23 protein-coding genes are annotated in these 21,279 nt (G+C 64.6%); 13 read left to right on the forward strand and 10 right to left on the reverse strand.

Annotated features, from left to right (window positions below; all coding sequences use genetic code 11):
- Positions 1-62 precede the first annotated feature (62 nt).
- From AC1D14_RS08195 to AC1D14_RS08210, 4 genes are all read left to right on the forward strand, one after another.
- Positions 63-983, forward strand: coding sequence for a LysR substrate-binding domain-containing protein (locus AC1D14_RS08195; RefSeq protein WP_230117822.1), 921 nt, complete (start codon positions 63-65; stop codon positions 981-983).
- A gap of 91 nt (positions 984-1,074) precedes the next feature.
- Entirely contained in the window at positions 1,075-1,506 is a 432-nt protein-coding gene (locus AC1D14_RS08200; protein WP_230117821.1) for an acyl-CoA thioesterase, read from the forward strand.
- 174 nt (positions 1,507-1,680) lie between these two features.
- Positions 1,681-1,947 carry a hypothetical protein gene (locus tag AC1D14_RS08205; protein ID WP_230117820.1) on the forward strand — a complete coding sequence of 89 codons (267 nt, stop codon included), beginning with the start codon at positions 1,681-1,683 and terminating at the stop codon, positions 1,945-1,947.
- Between the two features lie 145 nt (positions 1,948-2,092).
- A complete protein-coding gene (locus AC1D14_RS08210; protein WP_230117819.1) occupies positions 2,093-2,899 on the forward strand; it encodes an ETEC_3214 domain-containing protein in 807 nt (268 codons plus the stop codon).
- A gap of 381 nt (positions 2,900-3,280) precedes the next feature.
- Here the strand turns inward: AC1D14_RS08210 and AC1D14_RS08215 are convergent, their stop codons facing one another.
- On the reverse strand, positions 3,281-4,192 hold the full coding sequence (locus AC1D14_RS08215; protein ID WP_230117818.1) for a DMT family protein: 912 nt from the start codon (positions 4,190-4,192) through the stop codon (positions 3,281-3,283).
- A gap of 565 nt (positions 4,193-4,757) precedes the next feature.
- Here AC1D14_RS08215 and AC1D14_RS08220 point away from each other — a divergent pair.
- Positions 4,758-5,150: a hypothetical protein gene (locus AC1D14_RS08220; protein ID WP_230117817.1), complete on the forward strand. Its 393-nt coding sequence runs from the start codon at positions 4,758-4,760 to the stop codon at positions 5,148-5,150.
- A gap of 4 nt (positions 5,151-5,154) precedes the next feature.
- Positions 5,155-5,859 carry an RES domain-containing protein gene (locus AC1D14_RS08225; RefSeq protein WP_230117816.1) on the forward strand — a complete coding sequence of 235 codons (705 nt, stop codon included), beginning with the start codon at positions 5,155-5,157 and terminating at the stop codon, positions 5,857-5,859.
- Positions 5,860-6,251: 392 nt separating this feature from the next.
- On the opposite strand, the gene AC1D14_RS08230 is transcribed toward AC1D14_RS08225, so the two are convergent.
- The 3 genes from AC1D14_RS08230 to AC1D14_RS08240 form a co-directional block, all read right to left on the reverse strand.
- Positions 6,252-6,398 carry a lmo0937 family membrane protein gene (locus AC1D14_RS08230; protein ID WP_230117815.1) on the reverse strand — a complete coding sequence of 49 codons (147 nt, stop codon included), beginning with the start codon at positions 6,396-6,398 and terminating at the stop codon, positions 6,252-6,254.
- Between the two features lie 435 nt (positions 6,399-6,833).
- A complete protein-coding gene (locus AC1D14_RS08235) occupies positions 6,834-7,106 on the reverse strand; it encodes a HutD family protein (RefSeq protein WP_354962132.1) in 273 nt (90 codons plus the stop codon).
- Positions 7,107-7,134: 28 nt separating this feature from the next.
- A complete protein-coding gene (locus AC1D14_RS08240; protein ID WP_230117814.1) occupies positions 7,135-8,424 on the reverse strand; it encodes an ammonium transporter in 1,290 nt (429 codons plus the stop codon).
- A gap of 254 nt (positions 8,425-8,678) precedes the next feature.
- Between AC1D14_RS08240 and glnT the strand changes: the two genes are divergently transcribed.
- The 7 genes from glnT (at position 8,679) to AC1D14_RS08275 (ending at position 16,203) form a co-directional block, all read left to right on the forward strand.
- A complete protein-coding gene (glnT, locus tag AC1D14_RS08245) occupies positions 8,679-10,052 on the forward strand; it encodes a type III glutamate--ammonia ligase (RefSeq protein ID WP_230117813.1) in 1,374 nt (457 codons plus the stop codon).
- Positions 10,053-10,077: 25 nt separating this feature from the next.
- Positions 10,078-10,986, forward strand: coding sequence for a class II glutamine amidotransferase domain-containing protein (locus tag AC1D14_RS08250; RefSeq protein ID WP_476881556.1), 909 nt, complete (start codon positions 10,078-10,080; stop codon positions 10,984-10,986).
- A complete protein-coding gene (locus tag AC1D14_RS08255; protein WP_230117811.1) occupies positions 10,974-11,693 on the forward strand; it encodes a GltB/FmdC/FwdC-like GXGXG domain-containing protein in 720 nt (239 codons plus the stop codon). Before AC1D14_RS08250 ends, AC1D14_RS08255 begins: the two co-directional genes overlap by 13 nt.
- 13 nt (positions 11,694-11,706) lie before the next feature.
- The gene (locus tag AC1D14_RS08260) at positions 11,707-13,077 is read left to right on the forward strand and encodes an FMN-binding glutamate synthase family protein (protein WP_230117810.1); all 1,371 of its coding nucleotides are present in this window, start codon (positions 11,707-11,709) and stop codon (positions 13,075-13,077) included.
- Positions 13,077-14,222 carry an FAD-dependent oxidoreductase gene (locus AC1D14_RS08265; RefSeq protein ID WP_476881557.1) on the forward strand — a complete coding sequence of 382 codons (1,146 nt, stop codon included), beginning with the start codon at positions 13,077-13,079 and terminating at the stop codon, positions 14,220-14,222. The genes AC1D14_RS08260 and AC1D14_RS08265 overlap by 1 nt, the downstream gene beginning before the upstream one ends.
- 76 nt (positions 14,223-14,298) lie before the next feature.
- Positions 14,299-15,555, forward strand: coding sequence for an allantoate amidohydrolase (locus AC1D14_RS08270; protein ID WP_476881558.1), 1,257 nt, complete (start codon positions 14,299-14,301; stop codon positions 15,553-15,555).
- Positions 15,556-15,582: 27 nt separating this feature from the next.
- Positions 15,583-16,203 (forward strand): helix-turn-helix domain-containing protein, encoded by a 621-nt coding sequence (locus AC1D14_RS08275; protein ID WP_230117808.1) that lies wholly within the window; start codon positions 15,583-15,585, stop codon positions 16,201-16,203.
- A 281-nt stretch (positions 16,204-16,484) separates the two neighbouring features.
- Here the strand turns inward: AC1D14_RS08275 and AC1D14_RS08280 are convergent, their stop codons facing one another.
- The 6 genes from AC1D14_RS08280 to AC1D14_RS08305 are packed head-to-tail and all read right to left on the reverse strand — an operon-like array spanning position 16,485 to position 21,207.
- Positions 16,485-17,552 carry an LLM class flavin-dependent oxidoreductase gene (locus AC1D14_RS08280; protein ID WP_230117807.1) on the reverse strand — a complete coding sequence of 356 codons (1,068 nt, stop codon included), beginning with the start codon at positions 17,550-17,552 and terminating at the stop codon, positions 16,485-16,487.
- Positions 17,552-17,809 carry a tautomerase family protein gene (locus AC1D14_RS08285; RefSeq protein ID WP_354962131.1) on the reverse strand — a complete coding sequence of 86 codons (258 nt, stop codon included), beginning with the start codon at positions 17,807-17,809 and terminating at the stop codon, positions 17,552-17,554. Before AC1D14_RS08285 ends, AC1D14_RS08280 begins: the two co-directional genes overlap by 1 nt.
- A 5-nt stretch (positions 17,810-17,814) precedes the next feature.
- The gene (locus AC1D14_RS08290; protein WP_230117806.1) at positions 17,815-19,302 is read right to left on the reverse strand and encodes an aldehyde dehydrogenase; all 1,488 of its coding nucleotides are present in this window, start codon (positions 19,300-19,302) and stop codon (positions 17,815-17,817) included.
- Positions 19,292-20,044 (reverse strand): alpha/beta fold hydrolase, encoded by a 753-nt coding sequence (locus tag AC1D14_RS08295; RefSeq protein ID WP_230117805.1) that lies wholly within the window; start codon positions 20,042-20,044, stop codon positions 19,292-19,294. Before AC1D14_RS08295 ends, AC1D14_RS08290 begins: the two co-directional genes overlap by 11 nt.
- Positions 20,045-20,599, reverse strand: coding sequence for an amino acid synthesis family protein (locus AC1D14_RS08300; RefSeq protein ID WP_230117804.1), 555 nt, complete (start codon positions 20,597-20,599; stop codon positions 20,045-20,047).
- Positions 20,596-21,207, reverse strand: coding sequence for an amino acid synthesis family protein (locus AC1D14_RS08305; protein WP_230117803.1), 612 nt, complete (start codon positions 21,205-21,207; stop codon positions 20,596-20,598). The genes AC1D14_RS08300 and AC1D14_RS08305 overlap by 4 nt, the downstream gene beginning before the upstream one ends.
- Positions 21,208-21,279 lie beyond the last annotated feature (72 nt).

Here is a 21,279-nt window from a genome sequence, read left to right on the forward strand (position 1 = left end):
ATTACAGTGCGTCCAATACTTATTGAAGGCCTGATTATTGATGCTTCTGCAATAATGGCGGGATGGAGATTCAACAAATACGGGTGTTCCTCGCCGTGGCGGAGGAGTTGCATTTCGGCCGCGCTGCGACGCGGCTCCATATGGCCCAACCGCCCGTCAGCCGCATCGTGCGACAGCTTGAGCGGGATCTAGGGATCGACCTCTTTATACGGAGCACACGCAGCGTCCAGCTGACGGCGGCGGGAGTGGCCCTGATGGCATCAGCCCGGGAGATCCTGGCTGCAGCGGAGCGTGCAAGGGCTGGCGCACTTGCCGCTGGCCGCGGAGAGGCGGGAATGGTCAAGCTTGCCTACGCCGGCGCGTCAACCCATGTTCTTGTGGGCGTACTGGCACGGGAAGTCCGAAAGGTCCACCCGGGCATAGAAGTTCGCCTCAACAGCCAGGACTTCGCACTCCCGGCCCTCGCCCGGGTCCTCCGCGGTGAAGTTGATATCAGTCTTGGCCGCTGGGATTTTGTGCCCGCGGGCGTCAAGTCCCGCATCATCGTGGAGGAACACCTCGTGATGGCCGTCCCTGCATCACACCGGCTAGCCTCGCAAGGCGAAGTTCGTTTCGCAGAACTAGCTGGCGAGCCGTTCGTCGCACTGCCCCCGCATGAAGGTTCCGTCCTGACCGACCGCCTGCGCCGGTTGAGCCTGGGAGCCGGGTTCGATCCCGACATCGTGCAAAGTGCACCTGATTCGTGGACCGCAATGGCCTTGGTTGGAGCCGAAGTAGGCTGCTCCCTGACGGTTTCCTCTGTCGCGGAAAACGTGACCGACCCGCATGTACGGTTCTTGCGGGTGCTCGACGAGACACTGCCGGTCTACCTGAGGATGGCTTGGCGCGGGGATTCGGACAACCCGGCCCTGCCACCGGTCCTCACGCTTGCGGACCAGGTTTGGGCCGGTCGTCCCGACAGCCTCGCCGGTGTCGAGCCATAGCCCACCAATGGGGGACGCTGCTACGTCCGCCGGAACTCGTCTCAAAGACATGAAAAGTAAACCATCTTCACTGCAGAAGCAAGGTCACACCATGGAATCCTCCGATATAACCTTCCGCACGCGAAAATGGGTGCGCCCAGAAGACCTAAACGCCAACGGCACCCTGTTCGGTGGAAGCCTCCTGAAATGGATTGATGAGGAAGCAGCAATCTATGCCATCCTCCAACTGGGCAATGGCCGGGCGGTGACGAAGTATATTTCGGAAATCAACTTCGTCAGCTCAGCAGTCCAAGGAGACCTTATAGAAATGGGTCTAACGGCAACTAAATTTGGCCGGACCTCCCTGACCATGCGAGCGGAAGTCCGGAACATGATCACCCGACGAAGCATCCTCACCATCGAGGAGATCGTGTTCGTGAACCTGAACAGCCAGGGCAAGCCCGAGCCGCACGGCTACAAGGAAATCACCTACGACAGGGACAGGATCCCCACACACCACCTCACGGAAACACCACACCGCTAGGGACGGCGAACTCTGCGCGTCCTACTTAACAGTTCCTTGCCACTATAGGTGACCCATTCCAGCCCCAAAAGGTGCACGGCAAGCTCTCCCTTAGGTAACTTCCCCGCCTATTTTCAAACGCTGATAACGGATATTCCGTCAACCTGCCTTGGCCGGGCTGAAGACTGCGGCGGCATGCCTGCCGGGTGGTGGCTGCAGCAGATGGCCGACGGCAACCGGCCGGTGAAGAACTTCCCTGACCGGGACACGCTCAGTGCCATGGCCAAGGGCTTGGCCGTCACCGAAGCGGAAGTTATCCCGGCCAGCGCCGGGTCCCTCGGGTTCCAGATGGACAGAACCGGCGCGGGGGAGCTCCACATCCCCGGGGCCGGGTTCTGCCCGACGACGCCGAATGGCGATCATGAATGTGCCGCGGGCATTGATGAACGCCCACCCCACTAAGTCCAGTTCCGACGCCCATCAGGGGGACTAGCTACCTAATACCGCCCCTACTTGAAGCATCTGGGGGATTTTCATGACCTCGCGGGGAGGTGCGGGTGCACCATAGAATTACCGGCATGAGCGGGTCCCGAAGACAGGGGGCGTCATGGCAGATGAAGCTCAAGACGAGAAGGGTGTGCCCGCACGCCTTGTGCACATAATTCAAAAACACAAGAAGAGCAGCTGGGCGGTCCTCATCGTGTTTCTTCTAGCCGTGATTGCGGCCTTCAACGATGTGCGCCAACTCGGCACCGACGCCTGGGCCGTGATCACCCACAACCAGCGCGAGCAGGATGCCGTGGCTTCCCTGGCGCTGGGGGATGCAATCTCGTCGGTAAGCAGCCGACTGGGCGAACCCCGCCAGTCCATGGACCTGTGCTCGGAGATCGGGTGTAAACCGACGGAGTCGCATGAACCCGTGCTGAACATTTATCGGCATGAGGACTACACCGTCCGGGCAGTCTTCGACGGAAACAAACTGGAGTTCTATGCGGTGACACGGGAGACCGAGAGGTACAAGCCGCACTTCAAGATGCCCTTTGACTGGGGCGAGCTGGGAGAGTTCACCTACAAGGATGGCATCACACCCGACGATGTTGATGCTTTCCACCGCCGGTTTCCGTCCTACGCTGAAGTGAAGCCCCTAGGCCCCCCGGGACATGATCTTGGGACGGTGCTGGGTTTCACACCAGATGGATACAGCGATAAACAAAGCCTGTACTTGGAGGGGCTGTCGGCCCTGGACAGTGCACTGTCGAAAGAGCCAACGGAGCGGGTTGCGGCAGCAGAGCCCTTCCGCGAGGGTTCAAAGCCGAATACGCAGGGCATTTTTCACGACGACGGCTATGTCGGTAACCTGCTGCACAGTGCGCAGAACGCCCGGCAGATCATCTCGGTGGGCGCCGAGCGGTGAGACCTGCAGCAGGACTTGCGGCCGAGGGCCAGATTCCGCCGAAGCGGCCCACAAACCGGGTAGCCACCGAAGCCCATCTCGAAGACCCCCAACTCGACATCCGCGGCCCGGCCAAAGCCCCTAACCGCCACCAAACACGCCGTCCTTGACAGCTGCATTTGCAGATCAGGACTTCCGGTGTGCCCGCTTGGTACTGCCCGTGAGGCTCGGGCTGGGTGAGCCGTCGGGGCCACGAACGCCCGCCGAAGCAAGCGTGGGTAGATTCAGGGAAGCAGCCATCTAGTAGTGCATCCCATCCGCTCGTCCGGAAGCGGCGCAGGCTAGCGAGGCATGATGGCCCGGCACCCTCCCGTTGGCCGGCCAGGGGTTGACCCGGCCCTGTCATGCGGCTCGGGTGGTCGGTACCTTTTTGACCGTCGCGAGCAGGATGACGCCGGCGATGGCTGTGGCGCCGGCGAGGAGGAAGGCGATGAACGCCAGAGGCGGGGCGGAGTCGGCTTCTCCGAGAATGGTGATGCCAATGGTTACCGCGACGAGCGGGTCGATGACTGTGAGTCCGGCGACGACGAGCTCGGATGAGCCGCGCGTGTGTCCTGTCTGGACCAGGAACGTTCCGGACAAAGCCGCAATGACCAGCCCGGCCAGGCAGGTCAGGGACAACCATTCAAAGTCGCCCTGGAAAAGCCGGGCGATGACGGTCTTGGCCAGGGCCGCGACGAAGCCGAACAGGATCCCGGCCGCGGCGGTGTACACGATGGCGCCCCACCGGCGGCGCCAACGCCCGTAGGCCACTGCCAGTGCGGCGAGGACGACGCCGAGCACGACCAGGATCGTGATCAGGTGCCGGTCACTGATTTCAACGTCTTCGGCGGACACTGCGGCGACAGCAACGAAGGCACCCACACCGGCCACGCACAGGGCCACAGATGTGAGGGCGCGGCGGCCAGGAGACCTGCGTGTCGTGAGGGCGGTGGCCACGGTGGTCACGACCAGGGCCACCGCACCGATGGGCTGGACGACGATCAGGGGAGAGAACCGCAGGCTCGTGAGCTGCAAAAGGATCGCCGCCCCGATCATGGCCGTTCCGCCCAGCCATACCGGTTTGCCCAGGAGGGCCTGCAGGCGCCCACCACCCATGCTCCCGGCCGCCCGGCCCCGTGCTGCGGGCTGATCTTCGACGGCCCTGTGCTGGAACAGGGTACCCAGGGCCAGCAGGACCGCCCCGGCCATGGCGATCGGGATGCCCAGCCAGTGATAAGAGGACAGCGCCGGCACGGCAACGGTGGGGATCATGATCTGACATTACCGAACCAGCAGCAACGAGGACCGCAGCATCCATGCTTTGCGCGTGTACGGAGGCCGGGCAGTTCCGCCAGGGCTGATCGGTGGAGTCTTCCTAAACGGGCAGGCAGTACAGGGTTGCTTGACGGGAGAGTGCACAACCGGTGCCACGGACGGCGAGGCTTACACGCCCGGTGCCGTTTCTTCGCCAGCCCCCGGACCGAAGGTGGCCGCCGCAGAACTCTTCAAGGTTTCGCGGGCACCAGTCCAATTCCTGGACCAGCACTCGAAGCTTGTCTGTCGTCACGAAATCTTCTCTGCTCTAAGTTGGGTGCCACAACGCTGTGGCACCCCGGACAACCAAGACCAGATGTGATCCATGCAACACACCGGCCGGAGCTGGATTTATTGCCGCGAACCGGGACGCGGGGGGCCCGTCGGGTGTGGCAAAAAGCCCGGCCGGAAGCCCCTTCTCGGCCGTAGGCTTACATAATCACGCTTATCGGCGTAAACCGCTTGTGATTCTGCATGGGATTCAGACCTTGATCCGGCACGGGTTTTCGTGGGATCATGAAGCATGACAGCAGTGACAGGCGCCCGCGGCGGGCTGAAGGCGCACCAGGATTCCATCCGGCTGGCCGATGACGTGCTGGTCCGTGATCTGAGAGACCTGCTCGGCGCAAAGCTGGTCGCCTACATCGGTTCCGTGAAGGAAACCCGCGCCGTCCGGCAATGGGCCGACGGGGAACGGAAGCCCTCCGCCGACGTGATGCACCGGTTAAGGACCGCCTACCACGTGGCCGCCCTGCTCGCGGAGCGTGATTCCCGGGCCGTAGTGCAGGCCTGGTTCCAGGGCATGAACCCGCAGCTGGAGGACGTCCCGCCGGCGCGCCTGCTCCGCGAAGGCCAGCTGGACGACGCCGGCCCGCAGGTGCTGGCCGCTGCACGCGCATTCGCGGCCGCGGGCTGACCGGGTGGCGTCTGCAGAACTGACGGCGGCCGAGGCCGCCGGCAGGGTCTGGCGTGTCGGCTTCCGCCCGGAACCGTGGGCCTGGAGCGGCTGGGAATGGGCCACAGACGGCCGGTTCCCGGGCCGGTGGGATGACCTCCACGGCAACTTCCGCACCATCTACGCCGGCTCGTCCCTGCTGGCGTGCCTGTTGGAGGTTCTGGCACATTTCCGCAAGGATGCACGGCTGAGTATGGAGCTGGACGAGATCGTTGAGGACGATGAGGATAAGGTCCTGCACCCCACCATCGTCCCGGGGCAGGTCCCCAGGGAGTGGCTTGATGTGCGCGCTGCCGTGTCCGCAGGGCTGTCCGGGCGGTACTGTGCCGTGACCGCCTCAGGCAGCGTCGCGGCCCTGTACCCGCACTTCATTGGCCTGGCTCTCAGTCTGGGTCTGGCTGACTTTGACGCCGCTGCCCTGAAAGACGCCCGCCCGCGTCGCCTTACCCAGGCTGTCGCCTCTTGGCTCTACGAGATGACAGACTTCGATGGCGTCACCTTCGCGTCCCGCCACGGTGATGATCTCCAGCTCTGGGCGATCTTCGAGCGCCCTGGCGATTCTCCCACCACGCCGAGAATCCAGGAATCGCTGGCCGAAGAGCTGCAACACGACAGCCACGAACTCACCACTGCCTTCCACTTCCTCGGACTGGTATGGGAGAACGACTAGAGCCATTCCCAACCTCGCTCAGGTCCTGCCGTCGCCCACGAGGCGGTGGCTATTGGCGAAACAGCCGAAGAGGACTCAGCTGCCTTGTCGACGTGGTTGGCGCATTCGAAGCCGATTCCCCAATCACAATTTCTCCACCGAAGCTGAGGATTCGTCAGCGCGGTTTCGTGGATGCTCGATCCGTCTAGCTGCGGTTCTACTTGGGGGCTTCCCTAAAGCTCGGGCGCTGCTTCACGCTGCGCACCAGCTCCCAGACAATCTGGCGGACAGACGGCGGAGGCGACCGGATCGCAGAGACGATTGAAGAATGTGGTCAACTTCAGAGCCTTGCCCGAGAATGCGGCAACAGCTCACATCTCGCCGTCCCGCAGCGGCGGACCAGAGTTTCGTATCTAAACGCGTGACCTGCCGCGGATGAAGTGGATGATCAAGACGACCACGGCGATGACCAAAAGTATGTGAATTAACCCGCCGCCGATGTTGCCGAGCAGGCCGAGAAGCCAGAGAACTGCGATAATGATCGCTATCCAAAGCAGCATGAGAGTCTCCTTTAGTCCCACACGGAAATCGTGTGGTGCGTATCACCATATGTCAGGACCGGGTAGTTGCAAATGGCACCCTCAGGCCGCGGGAATCAGTGTTTGGCGGATTGCTGGCGCAAGGTGACGTAACGACGCCTATCGGTGGCTGGCCCATAGGGAGACGACAGCGCCCTAATCGAAGCAGCTGGCCGGCGCGCTGTATGCCGCCTCGCTTTGGGCTTGCTCAGGTTGGAGGCTGCCCGCAATCCCGTTTGTCCCCGCAGTCTTTCGGACGAGTGCTGATGTTGATTCGTTCTTGGCGGTTCTCACCGGACCCTTGGAGCCACGGGTTCCGAGTCGGCGGGATCGCGGCGTTGGCCTGGTGGAGTGGTCTGAAAAGCGCCCCAATGCAGAGGCAGTTGGGGAGTCAGGTCGTACTGCTCCTTCAGAACGTCATCGATCGAGGTTTGGCCCACCAAGAGGGGATGAGCTCCCGGCCCGTTCTCCGCTCGTCCTCTCGGCATGTTTTGACCCTACGAGCACTTCGTGGGGCGGGTGGACTAGACACGCAGAACCAGCGCCGTCGTGGTCAATGCCGCCCACATTGAGCCTCCATCGGAAGCATGGCGACCCTGCCGGAGCCGTATCTACGGCAACTTCCCGGGTGATGCCTGCCGCGTTCCTCCACGGGATGCGCGGCAGGCGGCCGGTGGGGCCTGGAGGCATCAGAAGCAGCGGACTGTCTTCTGCCGCCTTAGGCACGGCTCGGGGAGCCGAGTTCTACGGGTTCCTCGTCGCTGAGGTATGCGGCCTCCGAGTGTGCGGCGATGTCTATGCCGCGAAGTTCATCGGCCTCATGCACGCGCAGGCCCATTGTGACGTTGAGGACCTTTGCGATGACCCATGTCACGACGAAGGAATAGGCAAGCACGGCCAGGGTTGCCAGTGCCTGGACGCCGAGCAGTCCAAATCCACCGCCGTAGAAGAGCCCGTTGACCTTGTTGGGCGCGGCCTCCGTGGCGAAAAAGCCGATCAGGAGCGTTCCGAGGATGCCGCCCACCAGGTGGACGCCGACGACGTCGAGTGAATCGTCGAAGCCGAGCCGGAATTTCAGTTCGATTGCCAGGGAGCAGACGGCGCCGGCGATGAGTCCGATGGCGAGGGCGCCGAGTGGGCTGACGGCGCCGCAGGCCGGGGTGATGGCAACGAGGGCAGAGATGAGGCCGGAGGCGGCGCCCATGCTGCTGGCGCTGCCAAGCCTGATGCGTTCCACCAAGGCCCACGATAGAAGGCCGGCGCACGCGGCGACGGCGGTGTTGAGGAACACTACGGAGGCGGCCTGCCCGGCGGTGAGCGCGGAGCCGGCGTTGAAGCCGAACCAGCCGGCCCACAGGAGCCCGGCACCGACCAGTACCAGCGGCCGGCTGTGGGGCTTGGTGTGTTCGCTCTTGGGCCAGCCGGCGCTGCGTCCGAGGACCAGGGCGAGGGCGAGGGCCGCGATGCCGGCGTTCATGTGGACGGCGGTTCCGCCGGCGAAGTCGATGGCTTTGAGGCTGTTGACGATCCAGCCGCCGGTCACCGAGCCGTCCGTCGAGCTGAACGCGAATACCCAGTGGGCGACGGGAAAGTAGACCAGGGTTGCCCAAAGCGCGGCGAACGTCACCCACGCGCCGAACTTCATTCGGCCCGCCGCAGCCCCGGCGATGATGGCCGTGGTGATACCGGCAAAGAACAGCTGGAAGGCCGCGAACAGCGCCGCGGGGATGGGTGCGTTAGGGTCCTCGGCCAGCAGTTTCTCCATCCCGAAGTACTCGGTGACATCACCAAGCAGTCCGGCACCGCCGATGGAATTGCCGAAGACCATGGAGTAGCCGAACACGGCCCACAGGACGGCGACGATGCTCATTCCGCCGAAGCACATCATCATCATGTTCAGGATTCTGCGGGACCCGACCATGCCGCCGTAGAACAGGGCAAGGCCGGGAATCATGATGCACAGCAGTGCGCCTGCGGCCAGGATCCAGGCGACGTCTCCAGAATTCATGGAACTCCAATCAAAAGGGGTGGAAGTCAATATCCGGCGGAAGCGGAGGAACTCAACGCAACCGCGGGATGAAACCATGATTCATGACAGTGAACGATTGCGGGTTTCGCGCACGTAAAATTCCGGTTGCGTTCGCCGCCATACCGCGACACACGGATTTAACACTCGGGGAGTACGGCCGTAACATCGCTTTGACTACTGTGGTTCAACAAGGTTTCACCGCAGGTAACACCAATTTGAACAGGACAGTTCCGATGACCAGTGTCGCAACCCCTGAAGTACTCACCGAGCAATCGGTGCCGGCCGAAGCCGGACAGATTTCCCTCGCGGACATCGCCAAGGCCCACGACGTGCGGTTCCTCCTGGCCACGTTCGTGGACATGACCGGCAAGCCCTGCGCCAAGCTCGTTCCCGTCGAAGCCGCGGATGAGCTCGAAGCCGGCGCCATGGGTTTCGCCGGCTACGCCGCAGGGCTCATCGGGCAGAAGCCCCAGGATTCGGACCTCATCGCAGTTCCCGACCTCACCTCATTTACCCCTGTGCCGTTCATCAAGGAGGGCCTGGCGATCATCCACTGCGACCCGCACGTGGACGGCAAGCCGTGGCCCTTCGCCCCCAGGGTGATCCTGAAGAACACGCTCGGCCGTCTGGCAGGAAAAGGAATGCAGGCCAAGATCGGCGCGGAAGTTGAGTACTTCCTGGTCAACAAGGACCCTGATGGCTCCCTGAGCACGGCCGATTCCCGTGATGACTCGCCCCGCCCCTGCTACGACGCCCGCGGCGTCACCCGCATGTATGAGCACCTGACGTCCATTTCCGAAGCGATGAATGGCCTGGGCTGGGGCAATTACGCCAACGACCACGAGGACGCGGCCGGACAGTTCGAACAGAACTTCAACTACGCCGACGCCCTCACCACGGCGGACCGCGTGGTCACCCTGCGCTACATCCTGAACATCCTCGCGGAACAACGCGGGATGACCGCCACGTTCATGCCTAAACCGTTTACGGACAGGACCGGCACGGGCCTGCATTTCCATCTGTCCCTGTGGTCCGGCGCGGAAGCGCTGTTTCCGGGGGACGACGGCGAACGCGGACTGGGGCTGTCGGAGCTCGCCTACTCCTTTATCGGCGGAGTGCTGGAGCACGCCCCGGCACTCCAGGCCTTCCTGGCACCGACGGTCAATTCGTACAAGCGCTCAGGGGCGACCACCAGCTCCTCCGGTGCCACGTGGTCTCCAAGGAAGGCTTCGTTCGGGGGCAACGACCGCACACACATGATCCGCGTCCCGGACGAAAAACGCATCGAACTCCGCTCCGGGGACGGTTCCGCCAACCCGTACCTCGCCATCGCCACGGCGATCGAAGCCGGCTTGGACGGAGTCGCGAAAGGAACCGACCCGGGTGCGCCATCGGGCCCGGGTGAAGCCCGCCCGGATGCCCACTCCCTTCCCGCGACGCTCCTGCACGCCGTCGAGGCCCTTCGTCGTGACCCGGTCATCCTCGCCAGCCTCAGCGGCGACGCCGAGATCGGAAAGTACTACGCGGACGCCAAGGAAGAAGAGTTCCTGAGCTGGCACAACCAGGTCAGCGACTGGGAAATCAGAACCTACCTGACCTCGATCTGACAACCACTAGAAAAGGACACACAATATGTGCGGAATCGCCGCGCTGCAGCTGCGCAATCCCCGGCTGCACCCCCAGATGGGCAGCCTCCTGTCCTCCATGATGTGCCAGATCGTGGACCGCGGACCGGACTCCGCCGGACTCGCCGTCTACGACACCCCGGGACTGGTGTCCAAGGGCACCGCCACCCTGAGCCTCTTGGGCAAGGACCAGGGCATGCCGGTCGGTGACATCACCGCAGCGTTGGAAACCCTGCTGCCCGTCTCCGCATCCACCGCCGTCAGGGTTGTGGGGGACACCACCCTGGTGAGCGCCGCCGTCGACACCGGTCTGCTGGTGAAGGCCGTCAGCGAAACCCTCCGGGGCTCCACGATCATCGGCCGCGGCGAGCACGTAGCCGTGATGAAGAGCGTGGGCCACCCGATGGACATCGCGGCGGAGCACGGGCTGGAAGCCCTGGCCGGAAGCCAGGGCTTGTCCCACACCCGCATGGCCACCGAGTCCGCCGTCACCGCCGGAGGCTCCCACCCCTTTTCCGTCGCGGACGACCTGTGCCTGGTGCATAACGGCTCCTTCTCCAACCACGCCACCATCCGGCGGGGCCTCGTGCGCGACGGTGTGGTGTTCGACTCCGACAACGACACCGAGGTGGGGGCCCGTTACATCGCCTCCCGCCTGCAGCAGGGCGATGATCTGGAAACCGCGCTGACCAACCTGGGCAAGGTCTTTGACGGCTTCTACACCCTGGTGGTCACCACCGCCGACAGCATGGCCGTGGTCCGGGACCCGATCGCCTGCAAGCCGGCCATCATCGCCGAAACCGCCGACTACGTCGCCATGGCCTCCGAATACCGGGCCCTGGCTGCCCTGCCCGGCATCGAAAACGCCCGCATCTTGGAACCGGAACCCGGAAAGGTCTACACATGGTCACTCTGACAGCCCCCGAAAACTTGGAAACCACCCTTGATTCCTTCAGCGTTGACCTGGCCGGCGGCACGGTCCGGGAACTGAACCATGCCCTTCATGACGCCGCCGACGGGCAGGCCTGGACCGTCACCAACCCGGAAGGCAAGCACAGCCTCGCGGTGGGCATCAACGCCGACGTCAGCGTCACCATCAACGGCCACGCCGGATACTACGCGGCCGGAATGCACCAAAAGGGCGAGGTGACCGTCACCGGCAATGCCGGCGTCGGACTCGCAGAGAACATCATGTCCGGCAAGGTGCACGTGCACGGCGACGCCTCCCAATCGGCTGCGGCCACCGGGCACGGCGGACTCGTGGTCATCGACGGCAATGCCGGGGCCCGGTGCGGGATCTCCATGAAGGGCGTGGACATCGTGGTGGGCGGCAATATCGGGCACATGTCTGCGTTCATGGCCCAGGCCGGCCGGCTCGTGGTCTGCGGCGACGCCGGTGACGCGCTGGGCGACTCCATCTACGAAGCCCGGATCTACGTCAAGGGGACCGTGGCGTCTCTGGGTGCTGACTGCATCGAAAAGCCGATGGAATCCGAACACCTCGAGGAAGTCGCCGGCCTGCTCACTGCCGCCGGACGCGCCGATAATCCGGCGGACTTCACACGCTACGGCTCGGCACGGAGCCTCTACCACTTCAGCGTCCACAACTCGACGTCGTACTAAAGGACAACCCCTCATGACCATCACCTCACTGCCCCAGGATACGGTTCTCCCCGCCCAGGAGCGTCCCCGAAACATTGCTGAGCTGGGCCTGCGCGAGTCCGCTACCTTCGACCGGGCCACCATCGCGGACATCCAGCGCGCTGCCGCGACCGGCGTATATGACATCCGCGGCTGGGGCGCCAAACGGAAGGTCCCGCACTTCGATGACCTGCTGTTCCTGGGCGCCTCGATGTCCCGCTACCCGCTGGAGGGCTACCGCGAAAAGTGCGACACCGACGTCGTCCTCGGTGACCGGCATGCTTCCCGTCCGCTGCACCTGCAGACCCCGGTGACCATCGCTGGGATGAGCTTCGGCGCGCTGTCCGCCAACGCCAAGGAAGCGCTGGGGCGTGGCGCGTCCGAGGTGGGCACCTCCACCACTACGGGCGACGGCGGCATGACGCCTGAGGAGCGCGGCCAGTCCAAGCACCTTGTCTACCAGTACCTGCCCTCCCGCTACGGGATGAATCCGGATGACCTGCGCAAGGCGGACGCCATCGAGATCGTGCTCGGCCAGGGTGCCAAGCCCGGCGGCGGCGGCATGCTGCTGGGACAGAAGATCACCGAGCGCGTCGCCGGCATGCGCACCCTGCCCGTCGGCATCGATCAGCGCTCCGCCAGCCGCCACCCGGACTGGACCGGCCCGGACGACCTGGAAATCAAGATTGGCGAACTGCGTGAGATCACCGACTGGAAGACCCCCATCTACGTCAAGATCGGCGCCGCCCGCCCGTACTACGACACCGCCCTGGCCGTGAAGGCCGGAGCCGACGTCGTCGTCGTCGACGGAATGCAGGGCGGCACCGCCGCGACCCAACAGGTCTTCATCGAGAACGTGGGGATCCCCACTCTGGCTGCGATCCCGCAGGCCGTTCAGGCCCTGCAGGAGCTGGGCCTGCACCGCAAGGTCCAGCTCATCGTCTCCGGCGGCATCCGCACCGGCGCCGACGTCGCCAAAGCCATGGCCCTGGGTGCGGACGCCGTGGCCATCGGTACCGCCGCGCTGATCGCACTGGGCGACAACGATCCCCGCTACGCCGCCGAATACGCCGCCCTCGGCTCTGCCGCAGGCTACTACGACGACTTCCAGGACGGCCGCGACCCCGCCGGCATCACCACCCAGGACCCGGAACTCTCCTCCCGGCTGGACCCTATCGCCGGCGGACGGCGCCTGGCCAACTACGTCCGCGTCCTGACCATGGAGGCCCAGACCATCGCCCGGGCATGCGGAAAATCGCACCTGCACAACCTTGAACCCGAAGACCTCGTGGCCCTGACCATCGAAGCATCCGCCATGGCGCGGGTTCCCCTGGCTGGCACGTCCTGGATCCCCGGAGCCACGTAATGCCGGAATCCGCCGAATATGTTGTGGTCGGCGCCGGACTGGCCGGCGCCGCCACCGCCTGGCAACTCTCCTCCCAAGGCCATGACGTGACCATCCTGGAGCGCTCAGTTCCGGCGGCCCATGACGGCAGCTCCCACGGGTCCGCCCGGATCTTCCGTTATGCCTACCCGGACGAGTTCTACACCCGGGCAGTCATCGAAGCCAAAACCCTTTGGGATGAACTCGGCCGGGCCGGCGCACTGGACCTGATCACCCCTGCCGGGGCCGTGGACTACGGGCCCGAACGGCAGCCGGAACACCTGGCCGGGATCCTGGCAGACACTGGCGTGGAGCATGAACTCCTCAGCGCTGCCGACGCACGATCACGGTGGCCGCAGATTGCCTTCGACACGCCCGTGCTCTGGCACCCGGGAGCAGGGGTGATCGACGCCGAACGTTCCGTGAACGCGATGATCGACCAAGCACTGAAGCACGGCGCCAGGCTGCTGACCGGTTGGAACGTCGCGAGCCTGGAGCGGCGGGGTGCCGGCTACCGCGTCCACTCGGCAGCGGGGGAGGCCATCGACGCCGGAAACGTGATCGTCAGCGCAGGCGGCTGGCTGCCGTCACTGCTGGGACAGCTGGATCTCCCCGCCGGGTTCCTTGCCGGCCTGCCCGAGATCACCGTCCGGCAGGAGCAGGCCTACCACTTCCACTACCGCGATCCCGGCAGCGCTCCGGCATGGCCCACCTTCATCCACAAAAGCGCGGCCATCCAAACCTACGGCCTGCCCGGGGGACGGGATGCCGGCTTCGCCGGGCAGAAAGTCGCTGAGTACAACGGCGGAAAGTTCATCCCGTCGGCCGCCGCCCAAACCGGCCTCGTGGACCCCGACAACCGCCGCCGCGTAGTGGACTACGTGCGAAAATATCTGCCCGGCGTTGACCCCGAGCCGTACGCCGAGACCACGTGCCTGTTCACCAACACCCCGAATGAGGACTTCCTCATCGACAGGGCGGACGGGATCACCATCCTATCCCCGTGCTCGGGGCACGGTGCGAAGTTCGCGCCGCTGATCGGGCGGTGGGCGGCCGGCTTGGCCACCGGCAGCGGCGATGTCCCGGCCCGGTTCCGTCAGGCAACCACCCGCATCAGCACCCGCTGATCGGCCAGTATCAACAACCGGCCAGCACCAGCAGGCCGGGGCACTCCAAAGCACACCTACAGAAACGGAACAGCCCGTGACTTCTTCCGCCACCAAACCGGCGACCGGCACCGTAACGGGCCTTATGCGGGACATCTCCGGCGTCGGGACAGACGCTCGCCGCGGCGGATATTCCCGGCCGGTTTTCTCGAATGCCGAAACCGAGCTGCGGAGCTGGTTCATCGAGCAGGCCGGCCGGCGCGGACTGGACGTCGCCACCGACCACAACGGGATCATCTGGGCGTGGTGGGACACTGCCACCGGTACACGGAAGGATGCCGTCGTTACGGGCAGCCACCTCGACTCCGTTCCCGGCGGCGGTGAATACGACGGCCCACTGGGCGTGGCCTCCGCGCTGGTCGCCGTCGACATTCTCAAGAACAGGGGCTTCCGGCCCCGCAGGCCGCTGGTCATCGCCATCTTTCCGGAAGAGGAGGGCTCCCGATTCGGTGTCGCCTGCCTGGGGTCGCGCCTGCTCACCGGCGCCCTGGATCCGAACAAGGCACGCAATCTCAGGGACGCGGACGGAAACACCTATGCCGACGTGGCCGCGGCCAACGGACAGGACCCCCGGTTCATCGGCGCCGACCACAAAACCCTCCAGCAGCTGGGCCTGTTCGTTGAACTCCACGTAGAACAGGGCAGGGGCCTCATCGACCTGCGCCAGCCGGTGGCCATCGGCTCCTCCATCCTGGGCCACGGCCGGTGGAAGCTGTCAGTGAAGGGCCAGGGCAACCACGCCGGAACGACGCTGATGATGGACCGCAAGGATCCGATGATCGCCGCAGCCAAGATCATGATCGGCATCCGGGATATAGCCAGGAACTACAAGGATGCCCGCGCGACAGTGGGCCGGCTGCAGCCCGTCCCCGGAGGGACCAACGTCATCGCCTCCCGGGTTGAGATGTGGATCGATGTCCGGCACCCCCGGGATGAAGTCACCGCAGCCCTCGTCGAATCCGTCCACCTCAACGCTCAGGTCATCGCCGCCGAGGAAGACTGCACGGTGTCCTTCGGCGTCGAATCCCTCAGCCCCACCGTCCACTTTGACGCCGGCCTGCGTGACCAGCTCCGGACCCTGCTCCCGGCTGCCCCGGTCCTGGCCACCGGGGCCGGCCACGATGCCGGAGTGCTTGCCGGTCACATCCCCACTGCCATGCTGTTCGTCAGGAACCCGACAGGGATCTCGCATTCCCCGGAGGAACTCGTCGACGACGCAGACGCCGAAACTGGGGCCCGGGCCCTGGCCGACGTTCTCGCCGGCCTGCTGGGCGAGGCCCGCATAATCGGATAGAGCCATCGCCCTGCCTATGATGGCTGGGTGACCAACCAGACTGACGGGGAGACGGGCATGTCAGTAGAGGCTGCAGAAGACGGAGTGGCAGGCAAGCTCGAACGTGTCATAGCCGGGCAGCTGCGCCGCTACCGGACCGCCCAGGGGCTGTCGGCGGCCGAACTTGCAGCGCGGACCGGGCTGTCGAAGGCGATGATTTCCAAAATTGAGTCCGCCAGCACCTCGTGTTCGCTCACCACATTGCAGCGGCTCGCTGACGGGCTGAAAATACCGGTCACGGCCCTGTTCCGCGGCGCGGACACCGACCGGGACGCGACGTTCACCAAGAACGGCCAGGGAAGCCTGACCGTACGCAGCGGCACTCAGCACGGGCATGAATACCGTGTGCTCGGTACCCTCAAAGGCCGCACTGACGCCCTCGAGCCAACCCTCGTCACGCTGACTGATGCCTCGGATGTGTTCCCGCTGTTCCAGCATCCCGGAACGGAATTCATCTATATGCTCTCCGGCAGGATGATTTACGGCCACGGGGCCTACGAATACACCATGGAGGCCGGGGACTCCCTGCTTCTCGACGGCGAAGGCCCTCACGGCCCGCTGGAACTCCTGGATCTGCCCATCCGCTTCCTGGCTATTTCGGCAAGATAGAGTCGCCGGAGTACCCTCTTGGAGCATCTCCCGCTCGCATAGTTTTCGGGGCAAGCAGGAGGTCCGCTCTTGCCGGGTCCGAGGCATACGGGCGCTGTCGGCGAGGAGCATATTCCTAGCTCCGGATGATGAAGGGGATGGCGCGGAGGCGCCTCAGCTCGTGGAAATGTGGACTCTTAACTAGCTGCGCACTGCAGGCTGGAGCCGGGTCCAGTCACCTGGAACCGACGCCGGCCTGCAGTGCCGGGGAGCCATCGTCGTGGCTTAGCCATTGGTTGGCATCAGCGTGCCGCGGTAGCCGTCTGCTCCTGGAAGGCCGGTACGACGTGCTTGATGAAGAGTTCGAGCGAGCGTTTCTTCTCCTCATGGGTCAGGCTGTTGTCAGCCCAGATGCTGAACTCGTTTACGCCGAGTGCCTCGTAGTGGCGAAGCCGCTCGATAACCTCCTCAGGCGTTCCGATCATCGCGGTCTGGTGGAGGGACTCGGGCGTGAACTCCGGACGGTCGGCGAACTTCTCTGCCGGGCTGGGCTCGAGGAAACCGTTCTTGGGAGTGGTCTTGTTTCCGAACCAGGCATCAAATGTCCGGTAGAACTTCTGGATACCCTCGGCCGGACGCCGCCATCCCTCGGGCTCGTCAGCGGCGTGGACATGCGTGTGGCGAAGCACCATGAGGTCCGGGCGGGGGACGCCGGGGCTGTTCTCCACAGCGGTGTCGAACTTGCGGGCAAGGTCTTCTACTTCCTCGTCGCCCTTCATAAGCGGTGTCACCATCACGTTGCAGCCGTTGGCGACGGCGAATTCGTGCGAGGAGATGTCGCGGGCGGCGATCCACATGGGCGGGGTCGGCTTCTGCAGAGGCTTGGGGACGCTGGTGGAGGTCGGGAACTGCCAGACCTCGCCGTCGTGGGCGTAGTCACCTTCCCAGAGCGCGCGCACGGCCGGGACGAGCTCGCGCAGGTGCTTGCCGCCATCGACTGCAGACATGCCGCCCATGAGGCGGTCGAACTCGAACTGGTAGGCGCCGCGTGCCAGTCCCACTTCCATTCGGCCGTTGCTGATGACATCCAGGAGCGCGGTCTCGCCGGCGACGCGGAGCGGGTTCCAGAAGGGCGCAATGATCGTTCCGGCGCCGAGTCGGATGCGGGAAGTGCGCGCTGCCAGGTATGCAAGCTGGGGCATGGGGCTGGGAGAGATGGTGTACTCCATCGAGTGGTGTTCACCAATCCAGACGGTGCTGAACCCTCCGGCTTCCGCGATGAGGGTAAGTTCCGTTAAGTTTTCGAAGCATTCACGGTGCGAGACGGTCTCGTCCCAGCGCTCCATGTGGGCGAAGAGGGAAAAGCGCATTAGTTACTCCTTGGATCTGCGGCGATGTTCGCCGGTACTGCCCGGGCGGGTGCCGCTTCCTGGGATGCGGCGTTGCGTTCGGCGATGGTTTGGTTACCGCGGGACCAGTGTTCATGCTCGATTTCGCGGACAATGACGGTGGTGTTTTCCGGTGCCGCGCCCACCGAGCGTTCGGCGGCACGATGCAGCTCGTCGATGAGCGAGCGGAGCTGGTCGGGGGTCCGACCCCGGGCGATCGAGACTTCGATAAGTGGCAAGGTGTTCAGCTCCTCATGATGAAGGGGTCGGCGAGCGGCGATTCGTCGGTGTTGATCCAGACGCTCTTGACCCTGGTGTATTCGCGGATGCTCTCGATGCCGTGTTCGACGCCGACGCCGCTGGTCTTGAAGCCTTCCCGGGGTGATTGGGGCGACATGGCGCGGTAGGTGTTGACCCAGATGGTGCCGGCCTCCAGGCGGCTCGCCATCCGGTGCGCCCTGGAAAGGTTGGTGGTCCAGATTCCGGCGGCCAGCCCGTAGCTGGTGTCGTTCGCCAGAGCCAGGACCTCTTCCTCTGTTTCAAACGACATGATCGCCGCGACGGGGCCGAAAATCTCTTCCCTGACCACACGCATGGAATTGTCCACATCGGTCAGAACCGTGGGTTCGAAGAAGTAGCCATTGAGGCCGGTGTTGGGCCGGCCGCCGCCGGTCAGGACCGTGGCACCTTCGGAGACGCCGAGATCGACATAGCTGGCGACCTTGTCACGCTGGTCCTGGAAGGCCAGCGGCCCGAGTTCGGTGGCGTCCAGGAGCGGGTCGCCGATGACGATGCTCCGGGCGCGGTTGGCGACCCGTTCGAGCAGTTCGTCGTAGACGGACTTGTGCGCGAAGACGCGGCTGCCGGCGATGCACGTCTGGCCGGCCGCGGCGAAGATGCCGGCCACCACTCCCATGGACGCATTGGCTATGTCCGCGTCGGCGAAGACGATGTTGGGGGATTTGCCGCCCAGCTCAAGCGTCGAGCCGATAAAGCGGGACGCGGTTGAGGAAGCGATGCGGGCACCTGTGGCTGTGCTGCCGGTGAACGAGATTTTCGCCAGCCGGCGGTCTTCGACCAGCGCGGCACCGGCTTCCGCGCCGAAGCCGGTGACGACATTGATGACACCGGGCGGGAATCCGGCTTCGTCGGCCAACGCGGCCAGGCGCAGAACGGTGGCGGAGGTGTATTCGGACGGTTTGATCACGATGGTGTTGCCCGTCGCGAGGGCGGGGGCGAGCTTGCTGGTCGTCAGCGTCAGCGGCGAGTTCCATGGCGTGATGGCACCCACGACCCCGAGGGGCTCGCGAAGGGTGTAGTTCAATACCGCTCTGCTGGAGCCAGGGATGGTATCGCCCTGGATCTTGTCAGCCAGGCCGGCGTAATAGTAGTAATACTCGGGCATCGCGGCGAGCTGAGCGCGCATTTCCCTCAGGAGCTTGCCGTTGTCTTCGGATTCCATGCGGGCGAGTTCGTCCGCGTGCTCGCCCACCAAGTCACCCAGGCGGCGGAGAAGATGCCCACGCTTCGTCTGGCTGAGGTCCCTCCATGCGGGATTTTCGAAGGCTGCCGCTGCGGCTGCCACGGCCCGGTCGACGTCGGCGTCGTTACCGCGCGCGGCCTGGTACAGCACATCGAGGGTGGCCGGGTTGGTGCTGTCGAAGTATTCCCCGGATGACGGCGGAACCCAGACGCCGTTGATGAAGTGTTCGTAGCGGCGATCAGTGGACATGTGAATGCTCCTTGAACAAAGCGGTCAGGGTGTTGGCGAGCTCTTGGGGCCGTTCCACTGGCATCATGTGACGAGCCCCGCTGATGACGGAATATGTGCAGCCCGGGATGGCCGCTGCGAGCCGGGCGCTCATCTCCGGCGTCGACCCCGGGTCCAGCTCACCGGTCACGGCGTGGGACGGAACGGTGATCCGGGGGAGTTCGGGTGCGATTTCCGCGTCTGCCGTTGCGAAGACGCGGTAGCAGGCCAGGAAGGACTCGGGGTCATTGCGAAGCAGGACTTCCCTCGTCGCCTCGATGATTTCGGCCGGGACGGGGGACCCTTCCGGGTACCACCGCCGGATTGATGCTTCCACCGTTGCCGGAAAGTCTGATTCCGCTGAGGCCAGCCGCGTCATCACTGCGGCGTGTTCCTCGGCCGTACGGGCGCATACCGATCCGACGGATACCAGGGAGGCAACCAGATCGGGCCGGAACCGGGCCAGATGCTGCGCGACGAGGGCGCCCAGTGAAAACCCCACGACATGGGTGCCCGGTTCGAGGCGCTCCGCGACGTCCGCCGCGAGCTCTGCCAGTGTCACGCCTTCGGGGGCAGCTTTTCCGCGGTGTCCGTGGCCCAGTAGTTCGAGAACCTGAACATCGTATTCCGGTTCGAGGAATTCTCGCAGGGGTCCCCACATCGAACCGTCGAGGCCGACGCCGTGGATCAGGGCTACGCGGACGCGGCTCACGACGGAGGTCACCTACTTCGTTTCTGTGGCGAACGCCGCGAGGCGCTGCTGCGGGCGTCCCTGGGCAGCCGCGGCGAGGGCGATCACGATTTCGTCAGCATGGGGTGCGTCGTTGATCCGGACCTCGATGCTCTGGTGGTGGGAGCGGATGGTCGCATCGGTGATGTGTTTGAGCGGAATGTCGAACACGACGCCGGCAGGTCCGCGCTTTTCCACGGCAGGCAGTAGCGTGGTGGCGTTGGCAGCGTCACGGAAGTGGTTTCCGAAGGCAAGGGTGTGGATGAGGCCTGAACCGTGCTCGATTTCACCGTTGAGGCCCACGATGGCGGCTTTGCCGTAGGCTTCGGCGGGGGCGCCGAGGGCTTCGAGTACGCGGGGTGCGAGCAGGGCGCCGATGTCGGAGGCGTTGGCGTCGATCCCGGCGGAGAGGTCTTCAACGAAGCCCTGCCCGGCCCAGGGGTTCTTGACGATGGCGGCGACGACGGCGACCCGCGCAGTCGGCGCGACCTCCCGGCCACCTTCGATGAGGACGTCTTCGGTCAGGGTGACGATTTTTCGAATGCTCATGAAACTAGTTCTCCTAGGTTTTCTGCTTTAACGATGGGGTCGGTGAGCCGGTCCCCGATACGCGCGTGCGGGCGGGGTCCGGTTGATGCGCCGAGGACGACGACGATCTCTCCGGGCCGGGGTGCGTCGCTGATCCGGGTGGTGATGGTTTGGTAGTGCGTGCGTGTGGCGGCGGCGTTCTTGTGCCAAAGGGGTACGACGAGTGAGGCGCCGGCGTCGGCCCGGTCGTCGGCGAAGCAGATGATCGATTCGCCGTCGAAATATTCCCGAACAAGGTTGCCGAAGAACGGCGTGTGGATGAGGGCGGCGCCGTGTTCAATCTCGCCGTCGGTGCCCACAATCGCTGCCTTGCCGAAGGCTTCGATTGCGTCCACGCCCCCGAGTTCCTTAGTTAGCACGTGGGTGAGTTTGCGTGCCAGCACCGGGGCGAGCCGGATGACTTCCTCGTTCAGGTCATTGGTGGCCTTTCCACCCAACCAGGGGTTGGCTACGACTGCCGCGGCAGTTGCGCGCACTGCCGGGACGGCGGGGGAGAGGCCGTTTTCGAGCAGGATCTCCTCGCTGTAATAGACGATCTTGCGGATGCCCAGGCCCTGGTCGTTCAACATTTGGTCCCGCCTAGGGCGGACTGCTTAGGGGAACCGTAGTCCTCGGCTGCGAGGTCCACGGGGGCGCCGAGG

It is taken from the genome of Arthrobacter sp. P1_B11, from assembly GCF_056406715.1.